The sequence below is a fragment of the Achromobacter sp. 413638 genome, assembly GCF_043119405.1.
GTDB lineage: Bacteria > Pseudomonadota > Gammaproteobacteria > Burkholderiales > Burkholderiaceae_B > Achromobacter.
Window position 1 is genome coordinate 104,296 of sequence record NZ_JBICCO010000001.1, and the last position, 17,442, is coordinate 121,737.

17 protein-coding genes are annotated in these 17,442 nt (G+C 65.3%); 5 read left to right on the forward strand and 12 right to left on the reverse strand.

Features of this window, described 5'->3' with window-relative positions:
• Positions 1–4 precede the first annotated feature (4 nt).
• The 11 genes from ACEU5R_RS00480 to ACEU5R_RS00530 all read right to left on the reverse strand — a co-directional run bounded on the left by ACEU5R_RS00480 (position 5) and on the right by ACEU5R_RS00530 (position 9,933).
• A complete protein-coding gene (locus ACEU5R_RS00480) occupies positions 5–289 on the reverse strand; it encodes a VirB3 family type IV secretion system protein (protein ID WP_016452514.1) in 285 nt (94 codons plus the stop codon).
• Positions 286–678, reverse strand: a complete 393-nt coding sequence (locus ACEU5R_RS00485; protein ID WP_016452515.1) for a TrbC/VirB2 family protein — start codon at positions 676–678, stop codon at positions 286–288. The genes ACEU5R_RS00480 and ACEU5R_RS00485 overlap by 4 nt, the downstream gene beginning before the upstream one ends.
• On the reverse strand, positions 675–1,712 hold the full coding sequence (trbB, locus tag ACEU5R_RS00490; RefSeq protein ID WP_016452516.1) for a P-type conjugative transfer ATPase TrbB: 1,038 nt from the start codon (positions 1,710–1,712) through the stop codon (positions 675–677). The genes ACEU5R_RS00485 and trbB overlap by 4 nt, the downstream gene beginning before the upstream one ends.
• Positions 1,709–2,173, reverse strand: a complete 465-nt coding sequence (locus ACEU5R_RS00495) for a hypothetical protein (protein ID WP_016452517.1) — start codon at positions 2,171–2,173, stop codon at positions 1,709–1,711. The genes trbB and ACEU5R_RS00495 overlap by 4 nt, the downstream gene beginning before the upstream one ends.
• Positions 2,170–4,170: a conjugal transfer protein TraG gene (locus ACEU5R_RS00500; RefSeq protein ID WP_016452518.1), complete on the reverse strand. Its 2,001-nt coding sequence runs from the start codon at positions 4,168–4,170 to the stop codon at positions 2,170–2,172. Before ACEU5R_RS00500 ends, ACEU5R_RS00495 begins: the two co-directional genes overlap by 4 nt.
• Before the next feature lie 217 nt (positions 4,171–4,387).
• Positions 4,388–4,615, reverse strand: coding sequence for an EexN family lipoprotein (locus ACEU5R_RS00505; protein ID WP_016452519.1), 228 nt, complete (start codon positions 4,613–4,615; stop codon positions 4,388–4,390).
• A gap of 25 nt (positions 4,616–4,640) precedes the next feature.
• The gene (locus ACEU5R_RS00510) at positions 4,641–5,555 is read right to left on the reverse strand and encodes a LysR family transcriptional regulator (RefSeq protein WP_016452520.1); all 915 of its coding nucleotides are present in this window, start codon (positions 5,553–5,555) and stop codon (positions 4,641–4,643) included.
• Positions 5,556–5,572: 17 nt separating this feature from the next.
• Positions 5,573–6,517, reverse strand: coding sequence for an electron transfer flavoprotein subunit alpha/FixB family protein (locus ACEU5R_RS00515; RefSeq protein ID WP_026382503.1), 945 nt, complete (start codon positions 6,515–6,517; stop codon positions 5,573–5,575).
• 1 nt (position 6,518) lies between these two features.
• The gene (locus tag ACEU5R_RS00520; protein WP_026382504.1) at positions 6,519–7,268 is read right to left on the reverse strand and encodes an electron transfer flavoprotein subunit beta/FixA family protein; all 750 of its coding nucleotides are present in this window, start codon (positions 7,266–7,268) and stop codon (positions 6,519–6,521) included.
• Positions 7,269–7,292: 24 nt separating this feature from the next.
• Positions 7,293–9,074 carry an acyl-CoA dehydrogenase gene (locus ACEU5R_RS00525; protein ID WP_016452523.1) on the reverse strand — a complete coding sequence of 594 codons (1,782 nt, stop codon included), beginning with the start codon at positions 9,072–9,074 and terminating at the stop codon, positions 7,293–7,295.
• Positions 9,075–9,231: 157 nt separating this feature from the next.
• A complete protein-coding gene (locus tag ACEU5R_RS00530) occupies positions 9,232–9,933 on the reverse strand; it encodes a nitroreductase (RefSeq protein ID WP_016452524.1) in 702 nt (233 codons plus the stop codon).
• A gap of 294 nt (positions 9,934–10,227) precedes the next feature.
• Here ACEU5R_RS00530 and ACEU5R_RS00535 point away from each other — a divergent pair, with 294 nt between their 5' ends.
• Positions 10,228–11,256, forward strand: coding sequence for an AraC family transcriptional regulator (locus ACEU5R_RS00535; protein ID WP_016452525.1), 1,029 nt, complete (start codon positions 10,228–10,230; stop codon positions 11,254–11,256).
• Between the two features lie 22 nt (positions 11,257–11,278).
• Here ACEU5R_RS00535 and ACEU5R_RS00540 read toward each other — a convergent pair whose 3' ends face one another.
• A complete protein-coding gene (locus tag ACEU5R_RS00540; RefSeq protein WP_223275150.1) occupies positions 11,279–12,052 on the reverse strand; it encodes an SDR family NAD(P)-dependent oxidoreductase in 774 nt (257 codons plus the stop codon).
• A gap of 283 nt (positions 12,053–12,335) precedes the next feature.
• On the opposite strand from ACEU5R_RS00540, the gene ACEU5R_RS00545 reads away from it, so the two are divergent.
• From ACEU5R_RS00545 to ACEU5R_RS00560, 4 genes are all read left to right on the forward strand, one after another.
• Complete coding sequence (locus tag ACEU5R_RS00545) at positions 12,336–13,367, forward strand: helix-turn-helix domain-containing protein (protein ID WP_017405984.1); 1,032 nt, start codon at positions 12,336–12,338, stop codon at positions 13,365–13,367.
• Positions 13,368–13,514: 147 nt separating this feature from the next.
• Positions 13,515–14,660 carry an acyl-CoA dehydrogenase family protein gene (locus ACEU5R_RS00550; protein WP_016452528.1) on the forward strand — a complete coding sequence of 382 codons (1,146 nt, stop codon included), beginning with the start codon at positions 13,515–13,517 and terminating at the stop codon, positions 14,658–14,660.
• An 11-nt stretch (positions 14,661–14,671) separates the two neighbouring features.
• Entirely contained in the window at positions 14,672–15,724 is a 1,053-nt protein-coding gene (locus tag ACEU5R_RS00555) for a CaiB/BaiF CoA-transferase family protein (RefSeq protein WP_016452529.1), read from the forward strand.
• Positions 15,725–15,735: 11 nt separating this feature from the next.
• Positions 15,736–17,403, forward strand: coding sequence for a long-chain fatty acid--CoA ligase (locus ACEU5R_RS00560; RefSeq protein ID WP_016452530.1), 1,668 nt, complete (start codon positions 15,736–15,738; stop codon positions 17,401–17,403).
• Positions 17,404–17,442: the final 39 nt, after the last annotated feature.

Sequence of the window (17,442 nt, forward strand, 5' to 3'; positions counted from 1 at the left end):
CCCCTCACACGTCCAGCAGCGGCCGGTGCTTGATGTGGCGCGCGAAGACCTGCATGAACTGCGGATCGACACGCGCACCCCAGACCGCCAGCGCATGGCCGGCGATCCAGAGCACCACGCCCGGAATCCACAGTTGCAGGCCCAAGCCCACGGCGGCGGCCAAGGTGCCATTGGCAATCGCCACTGTGCGCGGCGCGCCGCCCAGCAGGATCGGCTCGGTCAGCGAGCGATGCAGGGGCACCTCGAAACCTGGAGCGAACCCCTGCACGCCATCGTGGGCCGCGTTCATACGACGGCCCCGCCCGAGAAGCTGAAGAACGACAGGAAGAACGAGGACGCGGCAAACGCGATCGACAGACCGAAGACGATCTGGATCAGCTTGCGGAACCCGCCCGAGGTATCGCCGAAGGCCAGCGCCAGGCCCGTGGCGATGATGATGATGACCGCGATGATCCGGGCCACCGGACCCTGGATCGACTCCAGGATGGATTGCAGCGGCCCCTCCCAGGGCATCGAGGAACCTGCGGCCTGCGCGGTGCCTGCGAGCAGCAGCATCAGCGCCGCGAGCATCAGACCCTGCAGGGCCGGGCGCGCCAAGCCATCCAGCCGCGCGGGGTGGCAGCGCAGGGCAAGCGGGTTTACAGAAATACGGAAAGCAGGAACGATCATCTGCGTCATGGCAGTTCTCCAGGTTGATCAGGGGACACGGAAGAAAGGTCGGACTGCGGCAGCAGCTCCGGGAATGGAGCCTCCAGCGCATCCGCCAGTTGGTAGCCCGAGCCGTCGAAGCCGACGACCCGAGCGATGCTCTCGATGCGGCGCTTGCGTCCGCGCCCGGCAATGTGGATGACCACGTTGACCGCTTCCGCGATCAGCGCACGGGGCGGGTTCACCGCCACTTCGAGAATCAGTTGCTCCAGGCGCAGCAGCGCGCCCAGCGCGGAGCCGGCGTGGATCGTGGCGATGCCGCCGGGGTGGCCGGTGCCCCAGACCTTGATGAGATCCAGTGCCTCGGCGCCGCGCACCTCGCCGACGACCACACGATCCGGGCGCAGGCGCATGGACGAACGCACCAGCTCGGTCATGGACACGACGCCCTGGCGCGTGCGCAGCGGTACGTGATCGCGCGCCGCGCATTGCAGCTCCACCGTGTCTTCGAGCACCAGCACGCGGTCGCCCGTGGCGGCGATTTCGGCCAGCAGCGCATTCGCCAAGGTGGTCTTGCCGGTGCTGGTGCCGCCCGCGATCAGGATGTTCTGGCGCTCGCGCACGGCGCGCACCAGCAAACCAGCCTGTGCGGCGGTCATCATCCCGTCCTCGATGTAGCGCGACAGCGGGATCACACCAAAGGCACGCTTGCGCAAGGCGAAGGCTGGCCCCGGTGCAGCGGGCGGCAGGATGCCCTCGAAGCGTTCGCCGGTCTCGGGCAGCTCTGCCGTCAAAAGCGGCTGGCCGCGATGCACCTCGGCGCCGACGTGGGCGGCCACGAGACGGATGATGCGTTCGCCATCAGCCTCGGACAGCTCCTCGCCCATCGGGGCGCGGCCCGTGGACAGACGATCCACCCAGAGCGTGCGGTCGGGGTTGAGCATGATTTCCACCACGTCCGGGTCTTCGAGCGCGGCGGCGATCAGCGGCCCCATGGCCGTGCGTAGCATCTGAATGCGGCGATCCAGCGAGGTGGCCGTGAAGGAGGAAAGAACGGCGCTCATAAGGCACGCTCCTGGGCATCTGCAGCGGCCGCCGCGCCCTCCGATCGCGTCGGATCGGGGTGCAGTTCCTCCACCACATCCCGCACCAGGCTGCGCCCGCGCAGCAAATGCCGTCCGAGCTGTTCGACGAACTGCTCGAAGCGGGCCTTGCCCTGGGCGCGAGCGGCGTCCTGATGGGCCTCGGGCACGGGCGTGCTCACAGTGAGGAAATAGCGGATGAACAGCGCCAATGTTTCGATGGCAATGTTCTGGTCGCGCTCCAGACGCTCGGCGTGGCGCGACAGGCGATCCAGTCGCTTGGCAATCGCCGCCTCGCGCTGGTCGGCCGCATCGGGCGACAGCCAGGAGGCCAGGGCCGCCGCGACGATGCTGGACTTGGACACGCCCTTCTTGGCGGCCAGTTCATCGAGCCGCTTGCTGTGCTCCGGCTGGATGAACACATTGAGGCGGTGTTGGGTCATAGGTCGATTCCGTCGTCAGGGTCAAGGGAAGCCAGCCGGGCCGTGCGCTGCAGGGCCGGGTCGAGCTGGCGAGGAAGGGGAAGCTGCATGTCATCGTCATCGAGCAGCCCGAGGTCGGCTGCAGGCGCAGCCAGGTCGGGGTCGTAGGCGGCGGCTTCGGAGAGTTCGGGTTGGCGACGCGGGCCGCCGTCGTCAGCGGCAGAGGGGAAGCCTTCAACGGCTTCGGTTGCAGGCGCCACCGGAACGGGAGGAACCGTCAGCCCGCTCCAGTCGTCGGGCCGTAAGGGAGGCACGTCGGCGTAGCGCCCCGCAACGAGTACAGGAGGCGGCAGCACGCGCCGCTGGAAGTTCGCGTCAGAGTAGTAGCGCAGCTTCTTGGCCTTGATCGGCGCGACGCTGGAAACCATCACCACCGCCTCATCGGGCGGCAGCTGCATCACCTCGCCCGGCGTGAGCAGCGGGCGGGCGGTTTCTTGTCTCGACACCATTAGGTGCCCCAGCCACGGTGCGAGTCGATGTCCCGCGTAGTTGCGCTGCGCGCGCAGCTCGGTAGCGGTGCCAAGGGTTTCGGAAATCCGCTTGGCCGTGCGCTCGTCGTTGGTGGCGAACGTCACGCGCACATGGCAGTTGTCGAGGATGGAATGGTTCTGGCCGTAGGCTTTGTCGATCTGATTGAGCGACTGCGCGATCAGGAAGCTGCGGATGCCGTAGCCCGCCATGAAGGCCAGCGCCGTCTCGAAGAAGTCCAGGCGCCCAAGCGCCGGGAATTCATCGAGCATCAGCAACAGCTTGTGACGGCGCTGGATGCCATCGCTGCCATCGAGTGATTCCGTCAGCCGCCGCCCGATTTGGTTGAGGATCAGGCGGATCAGCGGTTTGGTGCGGCTGATGTCCGAAGGCGGCACCACGAGATACAGCGACACGGGATGCTCGGCCGCGATCAGGTCGGCAATGCGCCAGTCGCAGCGCGAGGTGACTTCGGCCACCGTGGGGTCTCGGTACAGGCCGAGGAATGACATGGCGGTGCTCAACACGCCGGAACGCTCGTTGTCCGATTTGTTCAGGACTTCACGCGCTGCCGATGCCACCACCAGATGCGGTCCATCGCCGATGTGCGGCGTGGTCATCATCCGATGCAGGGTAAGCTCGAAGGGACAGGCCGGGTCGCTGAGGAAGTTGGCGACACCGCGCAGCGTCTTGTCTTCGCCTGCGTAGAGCACATGCAGGATGGCCCCAACCAGCAGCGCATGCGAGGTCTTCTCCCAATGGTTGCGCCGCTCCAGTGCTCCTTCGGGATCGACCAGAATGTCTGCGATGTTCTGCACGTCGCGCACTTCGTGCGCGCCGCGCCTCACCTCCAGCAGCGGGTTGTAGGCCGCCGACTTCGCATCGGTCGGGTTGAACAGCAGGCAGTGCGAGAAGCGCGAGCGCCAGCCAGCGGTGATGCTCCAGTTCTCGCCCTTGATGTCGTGAATGACGGCCGATGCGGGCCAGCTCAACAAGGTGGGCACCACTAGGCCCACGCCCTTGCCCGAGCGGGTAGGCGCGAAGGTCAGAACATGCTCCGGGCCTTCGTGCCGCAGGTACTGCTGGCGATGCAGGCCAAGGAATACGCCCGCAGACCGGTCAAGACTCGCCTTGTGGATGTCCTCCGCATTGGCCCAGCGCGCCGTGCCGTAGGTCGTGACCAGCTTGGACTGGCGCGAGCGCCAGATCGACATGCCGACGGCAACCACCACCGCGATCAGGCCGCTGCCTGCGGCAATGGCACCGCCCACGTCGAATACATGCGGCGCGTAGGCGTCGAAGAAGAACCACCACTCGAACAGGCGCCAGGGGTGATAGACCGGCGTGCCGAGGAAATCGAACCAGGGCGAACCCAGGCGTAGCTGGTAGCCCAGCGCCGCTGCTGTCCATTGCGTGGCGCTCCATACGCCAGCGATCACGATGCCGAAGACAACGGCAATCTGACCGAACAGCACGTTCGTTCCTTGCATTGGCCAACCTCCCGCTACGGCACAGGGACATGCCGTAGTGCCGAGGATCAAGGCGAGCGTGCAGGTCGGTCAAAGACCGTTATAGCGGGGATTCAGGCCAAAATGGCCAGACTTCTTGCTGTGGCGAAGGCAATAAAAATGCCGCATGCGCGAGCGCGCTGCGGCGTGATGAGGTAACAGCAAGAACTCTGTCGCGGCCAGGCGACGGCGCGGGGCGCTATTTGGATTGCTGTTCCGGCCGATCGCCGAAGAAACGCCGGTTGGCGGCTTCGGCCGCACGGCGGCAGAGTTCTTCTCCTGCCTTCGCGCGGTCTTCCTTGCACAGGCGCTGGACTTCTTTGAGGCGCTCGGGATGGGCAACGAGGAAGTCCACGGTTTCCGTCGGTTGGGATGGTCCACAGCCCGTCAGTGCGGCAACCATCAGCAGCGGCAGGAATCGGGTCATGGCTTGGGTCCTTTCAGCAGGTGGATCAGGAGTCCTCGGCGGCGCTGGAGCCATCCGCCGAATCAATGGAGGCCACTCGTTCGATGAACCGGGCCAGCATTTCGGAGGGCTCCACGTCACGGTGCAGCAGATACGTGGCCAGCATCTGCGGCTTGCCCGCCAAGCGCCGGGCCACAACACCTGGCCCACGGCCGGATGCAATGTGCGCGGCGCCCGCCAAACCGAGCGCCAATCCGGCTGAGACCAAGGTCATCATCACCTCATAGGACGCCACGCGCTGGGCGATCAGTGGCTGTTGCTCGTAGCGCTGCAAAACGCGATCAACTTGGCGTGCATGGCCTTCGCATATCGCCGGATCGCATAGCGCCAGCGGATAGCGCAACACTTCTTCCAACGGCACGTGCTTGTGGGCCAGAACAGGATGGCGAGCTGGGACCGCCACCATCAGTTCGTCTTCCCATGCAGGCCTGACCACAATGCCGTCGCCCACCTCTTCGGCCATCGAAAAGCCGACGTCATACAGGTCATCGTGCAGACCCTTGATCTGTTGATCCAACGGCACCTCAAATAGCCGAACATCAATCTCTGGATCTTCCGCTCGGCACTGTGCCAGCAGCGTCGGCATTCGCGAGGGCGTGATGCCATCGGACAAAGCGATGCGCAACTGTCGCTGAAACCCACTGGCGGCGGACTTGACGCCGTCACACGCCTGTTTCAGAGCTTCGAAGATTCGCGGCACCCGCTCCAGGAATGCCATTCCGGCAAAGGTCAGGCGGGTGCTTCGCGTGGTTCGCGTGAACAGTTGCGCCCCGAGCTCTTCCTCTATCTCCTTGATGGTGCGCGACAAAGGGGACTGATCGATGTGCAGCTTTTCCGCTGCGCGGCCGAAGTGAAGTTCTTCGGCCACCGCTATAAAGCAACGTAAATGCCGAAGCTCCATGGTGTATCTCATCCAATTTAAAAGGCCTTGACGAATTCCGGCACAACTGCGAAAAGGTCCGCCTCCAGCCCGTAGTCGGCCACGCTGAAGATCGGGGCCTCGGGGTCCTTGTTGATCGCCACGATCACCTTGGAGTCCTTCATGCCGGCCAGGTGCTGGATGGCGCCCGAGATGCCGGCGGCAATGTACAACTGCGGCGCGACGATCTTGCCCGTCTGGCCCACTTGCAGGTCGTTGGGGGCGTAGCCCGCATCCACGGCAGCACGGCTGGCGCCGATGGCAGCGCCCAGCTTGTCGGCCAGGGGGGTGATGACTTCGTCGAACTTTTCCTTGCTGCCCAGCGCACGGCCACCAGACACGATGATCTTGGCGGCGGTGAGTTCGGGGCGGTCGCTCTTGGCGATCTCGCTGCCCACGTAGCTGCTCTTGCCAGCGTCGGCGGCCGCAGCAGCGGTTTCGACAGCGGCGCTGCCACCCGTGGCGGCGGCGGCGTCAAAGCCGGTGGTGCGCACGGTGATGACCTTCACGGCATCAGCAGACTGCACGGTGGCGATGGCGTTGCCGGCGTAGATGGGGCGCTCGAAGGTATCGGCGGAGATGACCTTGGTGATGTCGCTGATCTGGGCGACGTCGAGCTTGGCAGCCACGCGCGGGGCCACGTTCTTGCCGCTGGCGGTGGCGGGGAACAGGATGTGGCTGTAGTTGCCGGCACCACTGCCATGGAGTGCCAGCACCTGGGCGGCCACGTTCTCGGCGAGGCCGTGGGCCAGGCTGGCGCCGTCGGCGTGGATGACCTTGGCAACGCCGGCGATCTGGCTGGCTTGCTGTGCGGCAGCGCCGGCGTTGTGGCCGGCCACCAGCACGTGCACGTCGCCGCCGCAGGCTGCGGCGGCCGTCACGGTGTTGAGCGTCGCGCCCTTGATGGTCGCGTTGTCGTGTTCAGCGATTACGAGTACGGTCATGTCAGATCACCTTCGCTTCGTTCTTGAGTTTCTCGACCAGGGCGGCCACGTCGGCCACCTTCACGCCGGCGCCGCGCTTGGCGGGTTCGCTGACCTTCAAGTTCTTCAGGCGCGGGGCCACGTCCACGCCGAGGTCTTCGGGCTTGACGGTGTCCAGCGGCTTTTTCTTGGCCTTCATGATGTTGGGCAGCGTGACGTAGCGCGGCTCGTTCAGGCGCAGGTCGGCGGTGATGACGGCGGGCAGCGTAAGGCTGAGGGTTTCCAGGCCGCCGTCCACTTCGCGGGTCACGGCTGCCTTGTCGCCGGCGATCTCGACCTTGGAGGCGAAGGTGGCTTGCGGCAGGTCGGCCAGCGCCGCCAGCATCTGGCCGGTCTGGTTGCAGTCGTCGTCGATGGCCTGCTTGCCCAGGATCACGAGGCCGGGCTGTTCATTGTCGATCAGGGCCTTGAGCAGCTTAGCCACGGCCAGCGGCTGCAGTTCTTCATTGGTCTCGACCAGGATGCCGCGGTCGGCACCGATGGCCATGGCGGTGCGCAGCGTCTCCTGGCATTGGGACACGCCGCACGAGACGGCGACGATCTCCGTTGCCGCGCCTTTCTCCTTGAGCCGCACAGCCTCTTCGACGGCAATCTCGTCGAAGGGGTTCATGCTCATTTTGACATTGGCGATGTCCACGCCGCTGCCATCGCTCTGGACGCGGACCTTGACGTTGTAGTCAACCACCCGCTTGACGGGAACCAGGATTTTCATGGGAGGGTTTCCTTTCAGGATCATTCAGAGTTGATCATCCGCCAGGGCCAGCGTGCTGGCGGCGCCGCCCGTGACGATGTCGCGCAACATCGGCGCCTGCACTAGGACATGCGCTGCGTAGTGGCTGGCCGTGGCACGCTTGGCGCCGAGAAAGCCCGCATCGCCAGATCTCGCCGCGAGTTGCGCAGTGGCGGCTTCGGCCATGCGCGCCGACAGCCAGCCGCCGATCACCGTGCCCGCCAGCCGCAAGAAGGGCACGGCGCCCGCCGCGCACTGCGCGGGTTGGTCGTCGTGGGCCAGCAGCCAGTCGGCCGCGTCCCCCAGCGCACGCGCCGAAGCCGCTAACACGCCGCCGATCTGCGCCAGCGCGGCATCGGGCATCTCGGCCAACCGGCGCGCATCGCCGTCGATGCGGCCCAGCAGTGCCTTCAGCGTGCGCCCGCCCTCGCGCGCCAGCTTGCGGCCAATCAGGTCGTTGGCCTGGATGCCCGTCGTGCCTTCGTAGATGGTCGTGATGCGCGCGTCGCGCAAGTGCTGTGAGGCGCCGGTTTCCTCGACGTAACCCATGCCGCCATGCACCTGCACACCATCGGACGTGATGCCCTGTGCGCTGTCGGTGCACCAGCCCTTGACCACCGGGATCAGCAGGCCGACCAGGGCCAGCGCCTGCTCGCGCTCTTGCGCGTCGGCGTGGCCTGCGGCGCGGTCCATCTGGCCGGCGCAGAAATAGGCCAATGCGCGCATGGCCTCGGTGCGGGCCTTCATGTCCATCAGCATGCGCCGCACGTCCGGGTGGCCGGCGATGGTGGTGCTGCCGCTGAGCAGTGGCTTGCCCTGCACCCGCTCCAGCGCGTAGGCGCGTGCGCGCTGGTAGGCGCGCTCGGCGATGCCCACGCCTTCAAGGCCGACGTTCAGCCGCGCATGGTTCATCATCGTGAACATGCAGGCCAGCCCCTGGTTCGGCTCGCCGACCAGGTAGCCGATCGCGCCCCCGCAGTCGCCAAAGCTCATCGACGCCGTGGGGCTGCCGTGGATGCCCATCTTGTGCTCGATGGAGGTGCAGGCCAGGTCGTTGCGTTCGCCCAGGGAGCCGTCGTCGTTGACCAGGTACTTCGGGCACAGGAACAGCGAGATGCCTTTCACGCCGGGCGGTGCATCGGGCAGGCGCGCCAGCACGAGGTGGACGATGTTCTCGGCCATGTCGTGCTCGCCCCAGGTGATGAAGATCTTGTTTCCGCTGACGCGGTAATGGTCGCCTTCGGGCACGGCGCGACTGCGCAGCGCGGCCAAGTCGGAGCCTGCTTGGGGCTCGGTGAGGTTCATGGTGCCGGTCCAGCGGCCCGCGACCATGGGCTCCAGGAAGCGGCGCTTGAGTGCGTCGCTGCCATGGTGCGCAATGGCTTCCACCGCGCCCAGCGTGAGCATCTGGCACAGGCTGAACGCGAGGTTGGACGACTTCCACATCTCCAGCACGGCTGTGGACACCAGCGTGGGCAGGCCCTGGCCGCCCCATTCGGTGGCAGCGGGCATGCCGTTCCAGCCGTTCTCGCAGAAGCTGGCCCAGGCTTCGCGAAAGCCATCGGCTGGCGTGACCTGGCCGTCGTGCCAGCGCGCGCCCTGCACGTCGCCGGTGCGGTTCAGCGGATCAAGCACGCCGGTGGCGTAGTGGGCAGCCTCCTGCAGGATGGCCTCGACCAGGTCGGGCGTGGTTTCTTCATGGCCCGGCTGGGCACAGATCGCATCCAGGCCTCCGACTTCCTTCATCGTGAACAGCATGTCGCGCAAGGGCGCGGCGTAGGTAGACATTGCTTACTCCTCTTTGTGGGTTCAACCCGTCTGCCCCATAGGGCATACATCCATGCATGACCCTACCCACCAGGACAAGGCCCGGTCGATCAACCGCTTCAGGGCGGCTGAATTTCTCAGGCGGCTTACGACGCGATTAGTTGGTATGACAAGATTTCTAGAAGCCGCTGAAGCGTGTGAAGTTCTCGACCGGCTCACGCTCGGTGCGCACGCGGTTCACCACGGCCGCCGGGTCGGCATAGCCCAGTGCCATGCCGCACAGGACCATCTGCCCGTCCGGGATTTGCAGGGCTTCAGCCAGAAGGCGCGGGTAAAGGGTCCACGCCATCTGCGAACAGGTATCCAGGCCTCGTGCGCGGGCCGCCAGCATGATGTTCTGTAAGAACATCCCGTAGTCCACCCAACTGCTCTGCACCATGCGCCGGTCCAAGGTGAAGATCAAACCGACCGGCGCATCGAAGAAGGCAAAGTTGCGTGCATGTTGAGCGCGCATGGCATCCGTATCTCCCTTGGAGATTCCGACTGCGGCATAAAGAGCGAAACCGCACCGACGCCGCCTGGTCAGGTAGGGCTCGAAGAACTCGGCCGGGTAGATGTCGTATTCGGACTGGTGCTCTCCCTCTTCATGGTGAAAGGCGTGCAATACACGGTCGCATAGGCGCTTCCTCGCCTCGCCCGCCACGGCAATGACATGCCACGGCTGGGTGTTGGTGCCACTGGGCGCGCTGGCTGCCACCGACAGAATCTGGGCCACCGCTTCTTGCGACACCGGGGTCGGCAGAAAGGCGCGCACGGAACGACGTTCGCGCATCACCGCATCAATCAGCATGTTGCGCAAAGGCACGGCGCAGACAGACATTCACTCTCTCCTGGTTGCTGGGCTATTCGGGTGAGCACACCGACATGCCGTTGCCGAAGAAGCATTCATGCGAATGCATCGATGCCGAACGTCCACGGGTCGTCCCTGGGTGTGCTACCAAGCGGTATTCTGGGCACTCGGCACATACGCGTCTTGCCCGCCAGTGCATGGCGAGTTGACTTTGTATGCACAAGGCAAAATCCGGTTGACCGCAGCCGGACGCTACATCGTTAGCGGGCCGTTTTCTTGGTGTAATTTCGGATTCAGCGCCAGCTATCGTTGCTCCCTTTGACCATGTTGAAACCCGTCGTCACTGTTCCTGTTTTTGCCGTGCATGGCCTGCTCGACGGCGCGCGCAGCAAAGGACTGGCCACCGAGTCCTGGCTGGATGGCGTTCTGGCGCAGGCCCGCATCGCCGAGTCGCTGCTGCATCTGGAGCAGTCGCGTGTGACCATAGAGCAATACATCGCACTCTTCAGTGCCGTGAAGAACAGCTTGGACGACGAATGCCTAGGCCATCTACACGGTCGGCCGTTGCGCTGCGGCAGCTTTGCGCTGATGGCTCGCTCTACGCTCGGGGCCAAGACGCTGGCAGCCGCCTTGCAGCGCGTGAGTGCATCCTTCGCCCTGCTGCAGGACGACGTGGCGCTTGTGCCCGTCTCTGATGGCTTGCTCAAGGGTGCTGCTCTGGACGTGCGCCACGCCCTGGGCAAACATTCAGACTTCCTGCACGGGCTGCTGTTGCGCGTTTTCTGGCGTCTGCTGGTATGGCTGCACGGCGGCCGACTGGTGCCCAGAGGGCTCGATTTTGCCTTCGAGCCACCGCCGCGTGCCGCAGACTATGCCCAAATCTTCTCGGGCACGTTGCGGTTCGGGCAGGCGCGGTCGGCGGTCTGGTTCGAGGCATCCGCATTCACGCAGCCGATGCGCCGTGACACCGCCGCGCTCCAGACCTTTTTGCGTGCCACACCGGGCAACCTGATCGGCCCGCGTCTAATCGAGCGGACAGCCAGCGCGCGGGTGCGCGCGCTATTGCAGCAAGCGTGCCCGGAGTGGCCCGATCTGACTGTCGCCGCGCAGCGCTTGCACATGTCGGTCAGCGCACTGCAGCGGCATCTGGCCGTGGAGGGCAAGTCCTTTCAGGTGCTGAAGGACGAGTTACGGCGCGACATGGCGATCGTTCGGTTGACCAGCACCGATGCCGCGCTGAGCGCCATCGCCGCCGAGTTGGGGTTCGCCGACGGCACCGCCTTCCAGCGGGCCTTCAAGTCATGGACCGGCAGCACGCCAGGCGTCTATCGTTCGCGCACCCAAAAAACGTAGCGCTGCTTCGACGCGGTCGCACTCAAAGCGACGAGCACAGATGCCCGCCATCCACTGGCACGCAGGCGCCGGTCATCCACGACCCGGCCTCGGTCGCGAACAGCAGGAACAGACCGTTGAGCTCCTCCGGCTTACCCAGGCGGCGCATCGGGATGCGCTTGATAAGCGCCTTGCCATGGTCGGTATCCCACATGGCATCGGTCATCTCGGTGTCGATGTAGCCCGGCTCGATGGCATTGACGCGAATGCCGTGGCGCGCCCATTCGAGCGCCAGGCTCTTGGTCATGTGCACGACTGCAGCCTTGGACGTGGCATACAGCATGGCGCCCGGCATCACGCGTTCGCCCAGGATCGATGCGATGTTGATGACTGAGCCTCCCCGCCCCGCATCCACCCAGCGCTGCGCGGCACGCGCGGCCACCAGCCACACGCCGCGCACGTTGGTCTCCATCAGCGAGTCGAAGTCGGACACAGGCAGCGTGAGCGACAAGGCGTCGTTGGAAGCCCCGGCGTTGTTAACCACCACGTCGAGGATGGTGCCCGAGGCGTCTATCTCGGCGAAGGCGTCGTCGATGGACTGCTCGGAAGCCACATCCATTTCCAGCACCGTGACCTGAGGCGAACCGAGCTTTTCGAGTTCCTGGGCGAGTTTGTCGAGCCGCGCCTTGCGCCGCGCCCCAATCACTACCTTGGCCTTGCAACCAGCAGCCAGCCGAGCGAAGTTCTCGCCCAGGCCCGACGAGGCCCCCGTGACCAGCACCCGCTTGCCTGCCAGCATTGCACCCAGATCCATCATCGTCTCCTTGCATCTTCAGTTCGCCGTCGATGCCGGGAGGTTAGCGCAGGGCCGCTCGGCTGCGGGGTTGCCTCGCTCCCCCATCCGTCGAAAGAGGTGCCTTGTCAGTTGATCGAGACCATCCGTCATTGCCGCGCCAAGCACCGCTGCCTACGATTGCCTGTATGCCTTGGGTACCCTGAGCGTCGCACGAAAGCACGCCACGGTGTCGACGCTCCGGTCCCGATGGGCTGCGGCGTCTGGGGGCAGATTCAGGAGACGACAAGTGCTGCAACAGTCACCCATGGAATGGTCCATCGACCATGCGCCCATCGAGGGCAGGATAGATGCGACGGAAGCGATCCTCAAGGACTCCTTCCAGCGCTGGAGTCTTTCCTCCCCGGCGAAGCCTGCTGCATTCCAGGCGAAGTTGCGGCGACACGAACTCGCCGGAGCCTCCTTGGTATGCACCGTGACCGGTGCTTGCGTCGAGCAGTCTCCTCCTGGACATTCGTCATTCGACGATGAGTTCTGCCTGGGGCTGCAGCTGAACCTGAGCGGCCGAGTACAGTTGCAGCAGTGGGACACGCCAATCTGCGAGGGCGACATGTTCCTCTGGCGTACCGATCAGCGGCAAGACTATGAGGTGCTGGAACGAACCCACAGCGTGTCGTTGATGATTCCCTGGCAGCTCATGCGCGAGCATCTACCGGGCCGCAAGCAGCCGCCCGCAGCCTGCCGCATTGACAGTCACACAGGCGTGGGCTCACTGCTCAGCCAACACCTGATGGGGTTGGCAAAGGAGATCGGCGCCGTGCCGCCCTCCGCCCACGTCGCCCTTTGCCGCACGGTGATCGGGCTTCTGGACATTGCGCTGCCAGAGCCGGAGAGCGCCACTCGATTCACGGCCATGGCCGCGTTGCGCGAACGAGTACTTGCCTACATCGCCCAGCATTTTCAAGAGGATGACCTGAGTCCGGCACGCATCGCCGCGGCGCACGGTATTTCACTGCGTTACCTTCATGCGCTGTTTGCGCAGGGCGATACCACGGTGGTCGGCCACATCCTGGAAAGCCGATTGCAAGCGTGCTGGCGGACACTCGTTGACCCGGTCTGCCGGCATCTGCAGGTCTCGGCGATCGCCTTTCACTGGGGCTTCAACTCCACCAGCCATTTCTGCCGCGCATTCAAACAACGCTTTGGAGTGTCGCCCAGCGATGCACGCGGCATGACTGCTCACGGCTCCGCCATCGGCCCGGTCGAGTCAGCCGGGCTTTCCCTTGCACACGCAAAGTCAACTTGCCATGCACTGGCGGGCAAGACGCGCACGGGCTGAATGCCGACCATATGCCCTGGACAGACTGAGAACGCAGAGATTCGACGCTTCGCCCGCCCCGTTGTGGGTATGCGGGCATGACCCGGGGCCGCATCGCTGGCCAAGTTTTCAAACCTTCATCGTACAAACCTTCTGAGGAGCGCTCCCATGCTGCCGCAATTGCACCGTCAACCCTGGATGGACAGCGACATCGAGACCTTTCGCGACCAGGTGCGCCGCTACATCGCCGCCGAGATGGCTCCGCACCTGCCCGCTTGGCGCGAACAGGGCTACGTCCCGCGCGAGACCTGGCGGCCCTTCGGCGAGATGGGGTTCATGCTGCCCGAAATGCCCGAAGCCTACGGCGGCACCGGGGCCAGCATTGCCTACCAGCTGGTGGTACAGGATGAGTTGACCAGAGCGGAAATGCCCAACAACGTCCAGGTGAACAGCATCGCTGCGCACTACATCATGGACTACGGCACCGAGGAGCAGAAGCAGCGCTGGCTGCCCAAGCTGAGCAGCGGCGAGATGCTGCTCGGCATTGCGATGACCGAACCCGGCTGCGGGACGGACCTCAAGGCCATCGCCACCCGCGCGCGCCGTGATGGCGACCACTACGTGATCGACGGTGCCAAGACCTTCATCACCAACGGCTACACCTGCAATCTGCTGATTGTGGTCGCACGCACCGGCGAGGCGGGCAGCCGAGGCCTTTCGCTGATCGTGGTGGAGACCGAGAACCTGCCAGGGTTCCGCGTGGGCCGCCTGCTCGACAAGATCGGCCTGCATGCGTCGGACACCGCCGAACTCTTCTTCGACGGGGTGCGCGTGCCGGTCGATCAAGTCCTGGGGGGCGTCGAAGGGCTTGGTTTCAAGCAGTTGATGGGCCAGTTGCCCTACGAACGCATGACCATCGCCGTGCCTGCGGCGGCCATCATCGACCGGGCCCTGGAACTCACCGTCGAATACACGAAGGAGCGCAAGATTTTCGGCGCACCGCTGTTCGAGATGCAGACCACGCGCCACAAGCTGGCCGAGATCGCCACCACCGCTCACGTGGTGCGCACCTTCGTCAACGACTGCATCCAGCGGCTGCTGGACGGAAAGCTCGACGCCGAAGCCGCGTACATGGCCAAGTGGTGGTGCAGCGAGCAGCAGTGCCGCGTGGTGGACGAGTGCCTGCAGATGTTCGGCGGCTACGGCTACATGTACGAATACCCGATCGCGCGCATGTACACCACCTCGCGCGTGCAGAAGATCTACGGCGGCGCGAACGAGGTCATGAAAGAACTGATTGCGAGGAAGCTGTGAACGCCTCGCACATGCTGCAAAAGCCACTGCACGGCGTCCGTGTGGTGGAGTTCGAAGGGATCGGGCCGGGCCCGCTGGCCGCCATGATGCTGGCCGACATGGGTGCCGAGGTGATTGCGCTGACACGGGCCGAGCAGGCCGCCGGGGCGCAGCCGCTGGGCGGGGCGGCGGCCAACCCGCTGCACCGGGGCAAGACGGTCGAGATCACCGACCTGAAGTCGCCCGGCGGCAAGGCGCGCGCCCTGGATCTGATCGGCCAGTCCGACGTTCTGATCGAAGGCTTTCGCCCCGGCGTGATGGAACGGCTGGGGTTCGGCCCCGCCGAATGCGCGGCGCGCAACCCCAAGCTGGTCTATGGCCGGATGACGGGCTGGGGCCAGGACGGCCCGCTCTCCCGGGCCGCTGGCCACGACCTGAACTACGTGGCGCTGACGGGCCTGCTGTCGCTGTCGGCCCGCAAGGGGCAGATGCCCATCGTGCCGCCCTCGGTGCTCGGGGACGCGGCCGGGGCGCTGGGCATGGCCTTCGGTGTCGCCTGCGCGCTGGTCGATGCGCGCGGTAACGGTAGGGGCAGTGGCCGCGGCCGGGTCGTGGATGCCGCCATCATCGACATCGTGGCCATGATGGGCACGCTGGTGCATTGGATTCGCGCCAATGGGCAGATCGACGGCACGAAGCCGAGCCCGTTTCACGATTCGCCGTTCTATGACGTGTACGCCTGTGCCGACGGCGGCTTCATCAGCCTCGCGGTGGTGGAGCCCGCGTTCCACGCACTGCTGCTGTCGAAGCTGGGCCTGACGGACGTGAACCCTGCCGACCAGTACGACACGACGACGTGGCCAGCGCTGAAGGAGCGCATTGCGGCCCTCATCCGCAGCCAACCCAGGGCGCACTGGTGCGCGTTGCTCGAAGGCAGCGACGCCTGCTTCGCGCCCGTGCTCAGCCTGGCCGAGGCGGCGCGGCATCCGCACAACGCGGCACGGGGTATCTACCAGACCACCCCCTCCGGCGCCATCGAGGCGGCCCCGGCCCCACGGTTCCAGGCACTCAACGCAACCACATAGGAGACCAGAGAATGACCAACACCACCAAGATCGTGCGCGGCTGCCCGTCTACCTCGGGCAACGACCGCCAGCTCAACACCACGACGCTCATCCGGCACGCCGCGCGCACCCACGGAGACCAGGAGATCGTCTACCGCACGCCCGATGGCGGCTGGGACCGCTACACCTATGCCGACTGCTACGCGCGCGTCTGCCGCAGCGCCAATGCGCTGCGCGCGCTCGGTGTCGAACCTGGCGACCGGGTCGGCATCCTGGACTGGAACAGCCGACGCCATTTCGAGCTGTACTGGTCCATCCCTGGCCTGGGCGCGGTCATGCTGCAGATGAACCTGCGCCTGGGCGCCGAAGACCTGGGCTACGTGGTCGGCCACAGCCAAGTGTCCTACGTATGCGTGGACGAATCATTGCTGCCCATCGCCGAATCCGTCGCGGCGAATTCGCCCCAGATCAAGGGCTGGATCGTCATGACCGACAAGCCGCTGGACCAGATTAAGACCACGCTGAAACCGCTGCTGCACTACGAAGACCTGCTGGCCGCCGCCGACCCCAAGATCGACTGGCCCGAGATCGACGAAACCTCGGCCTACAGCGCCTGCTACACCACCGGCACCACGGGCAAGCCCAAGGGCGTGTACTACTCGCACCGCTGCATCTACCTGCACTCCACGGGCATGGCCACCAATCTGGGCATGACGCTGAGCGACTGCGTGATGCTCATCACGCCCATGTTCCACGGGCAATGCTGGGGCCTGCCGCAGGCCGCCACGCTGCTGGGCGACAAGATCGTGCTGCCGGGCCGCTATGTCGCCGAGGACACCAAGCCCCTGGTTGACGCCATGATCGCCGAGGGCGTGACGGTCGCCAACGGCGCACCGGCCATCTTTCAGCCCATGCTGCAGTACATCGAAACGATGCCGGTCAAGCCGGACTTCAGCAGCATGCGCATGCTGTCCGGCGCCTCCGAGCCGCCGCTGTCGATGATGATCGGTTTCTACAAACTCACCGGTGCCGAGGTGGTCCACGGCTACGGTGCCACCGAAGCCACGACGCTGGTGACCATGAACCGCCTCAAGTCCACGCTCAAGAAGCGCCTGACCGAGGAAGAGCGCTGGAACCTCAAGCGCAAGCAGGGTCTGGTGCTGACCGGGGTGGACATCCGCATCCTCGATGCCGATGACAAGGACTTGCCGCATGACGGAAAGTCGGCGGGCGAGATTTGCGTGCGCGGCCCCTGGATCACGGCCAGCTACCACGACATGCCCGATTCCGCAGACCGCTTCCTGGAGGGTGGCTGGTGGCGCTCGGGCGATGTCGGCACGGTGGACGAGAACGGCTACCTCAAGGTCACCGACCGCATCAAGGACGTGATCAAGAGCGGCGGCGAATGGATTTCTTCCATCGACATGGAAAACCTGCTCATGGGCCACCCCGCCGTGCGCGACGCCGCCGTGGTCGGCGTTCCGCATCCGAAGTGGCAGGAGCGGCCGCTGGCCCTGGTGGTGCTCAAGCCCGGCCAGCAGGCGACCCAGGAACAACTGAAGGAGCACCTGGGCAGCGCCTTCGCCAAGTGGCAGTGGCCGGATCAGGTTCTGTTCGTCGAGGCCATCCCCAAGACCAGCGTCGGCAAGCTCGACAAGAAGCGCATACGCGTCGAGCAGGCAGACCGCTATTCCGCCTGACACCCGCTTTGCATGACCCCCAGTTTCTTACCAGGAGAA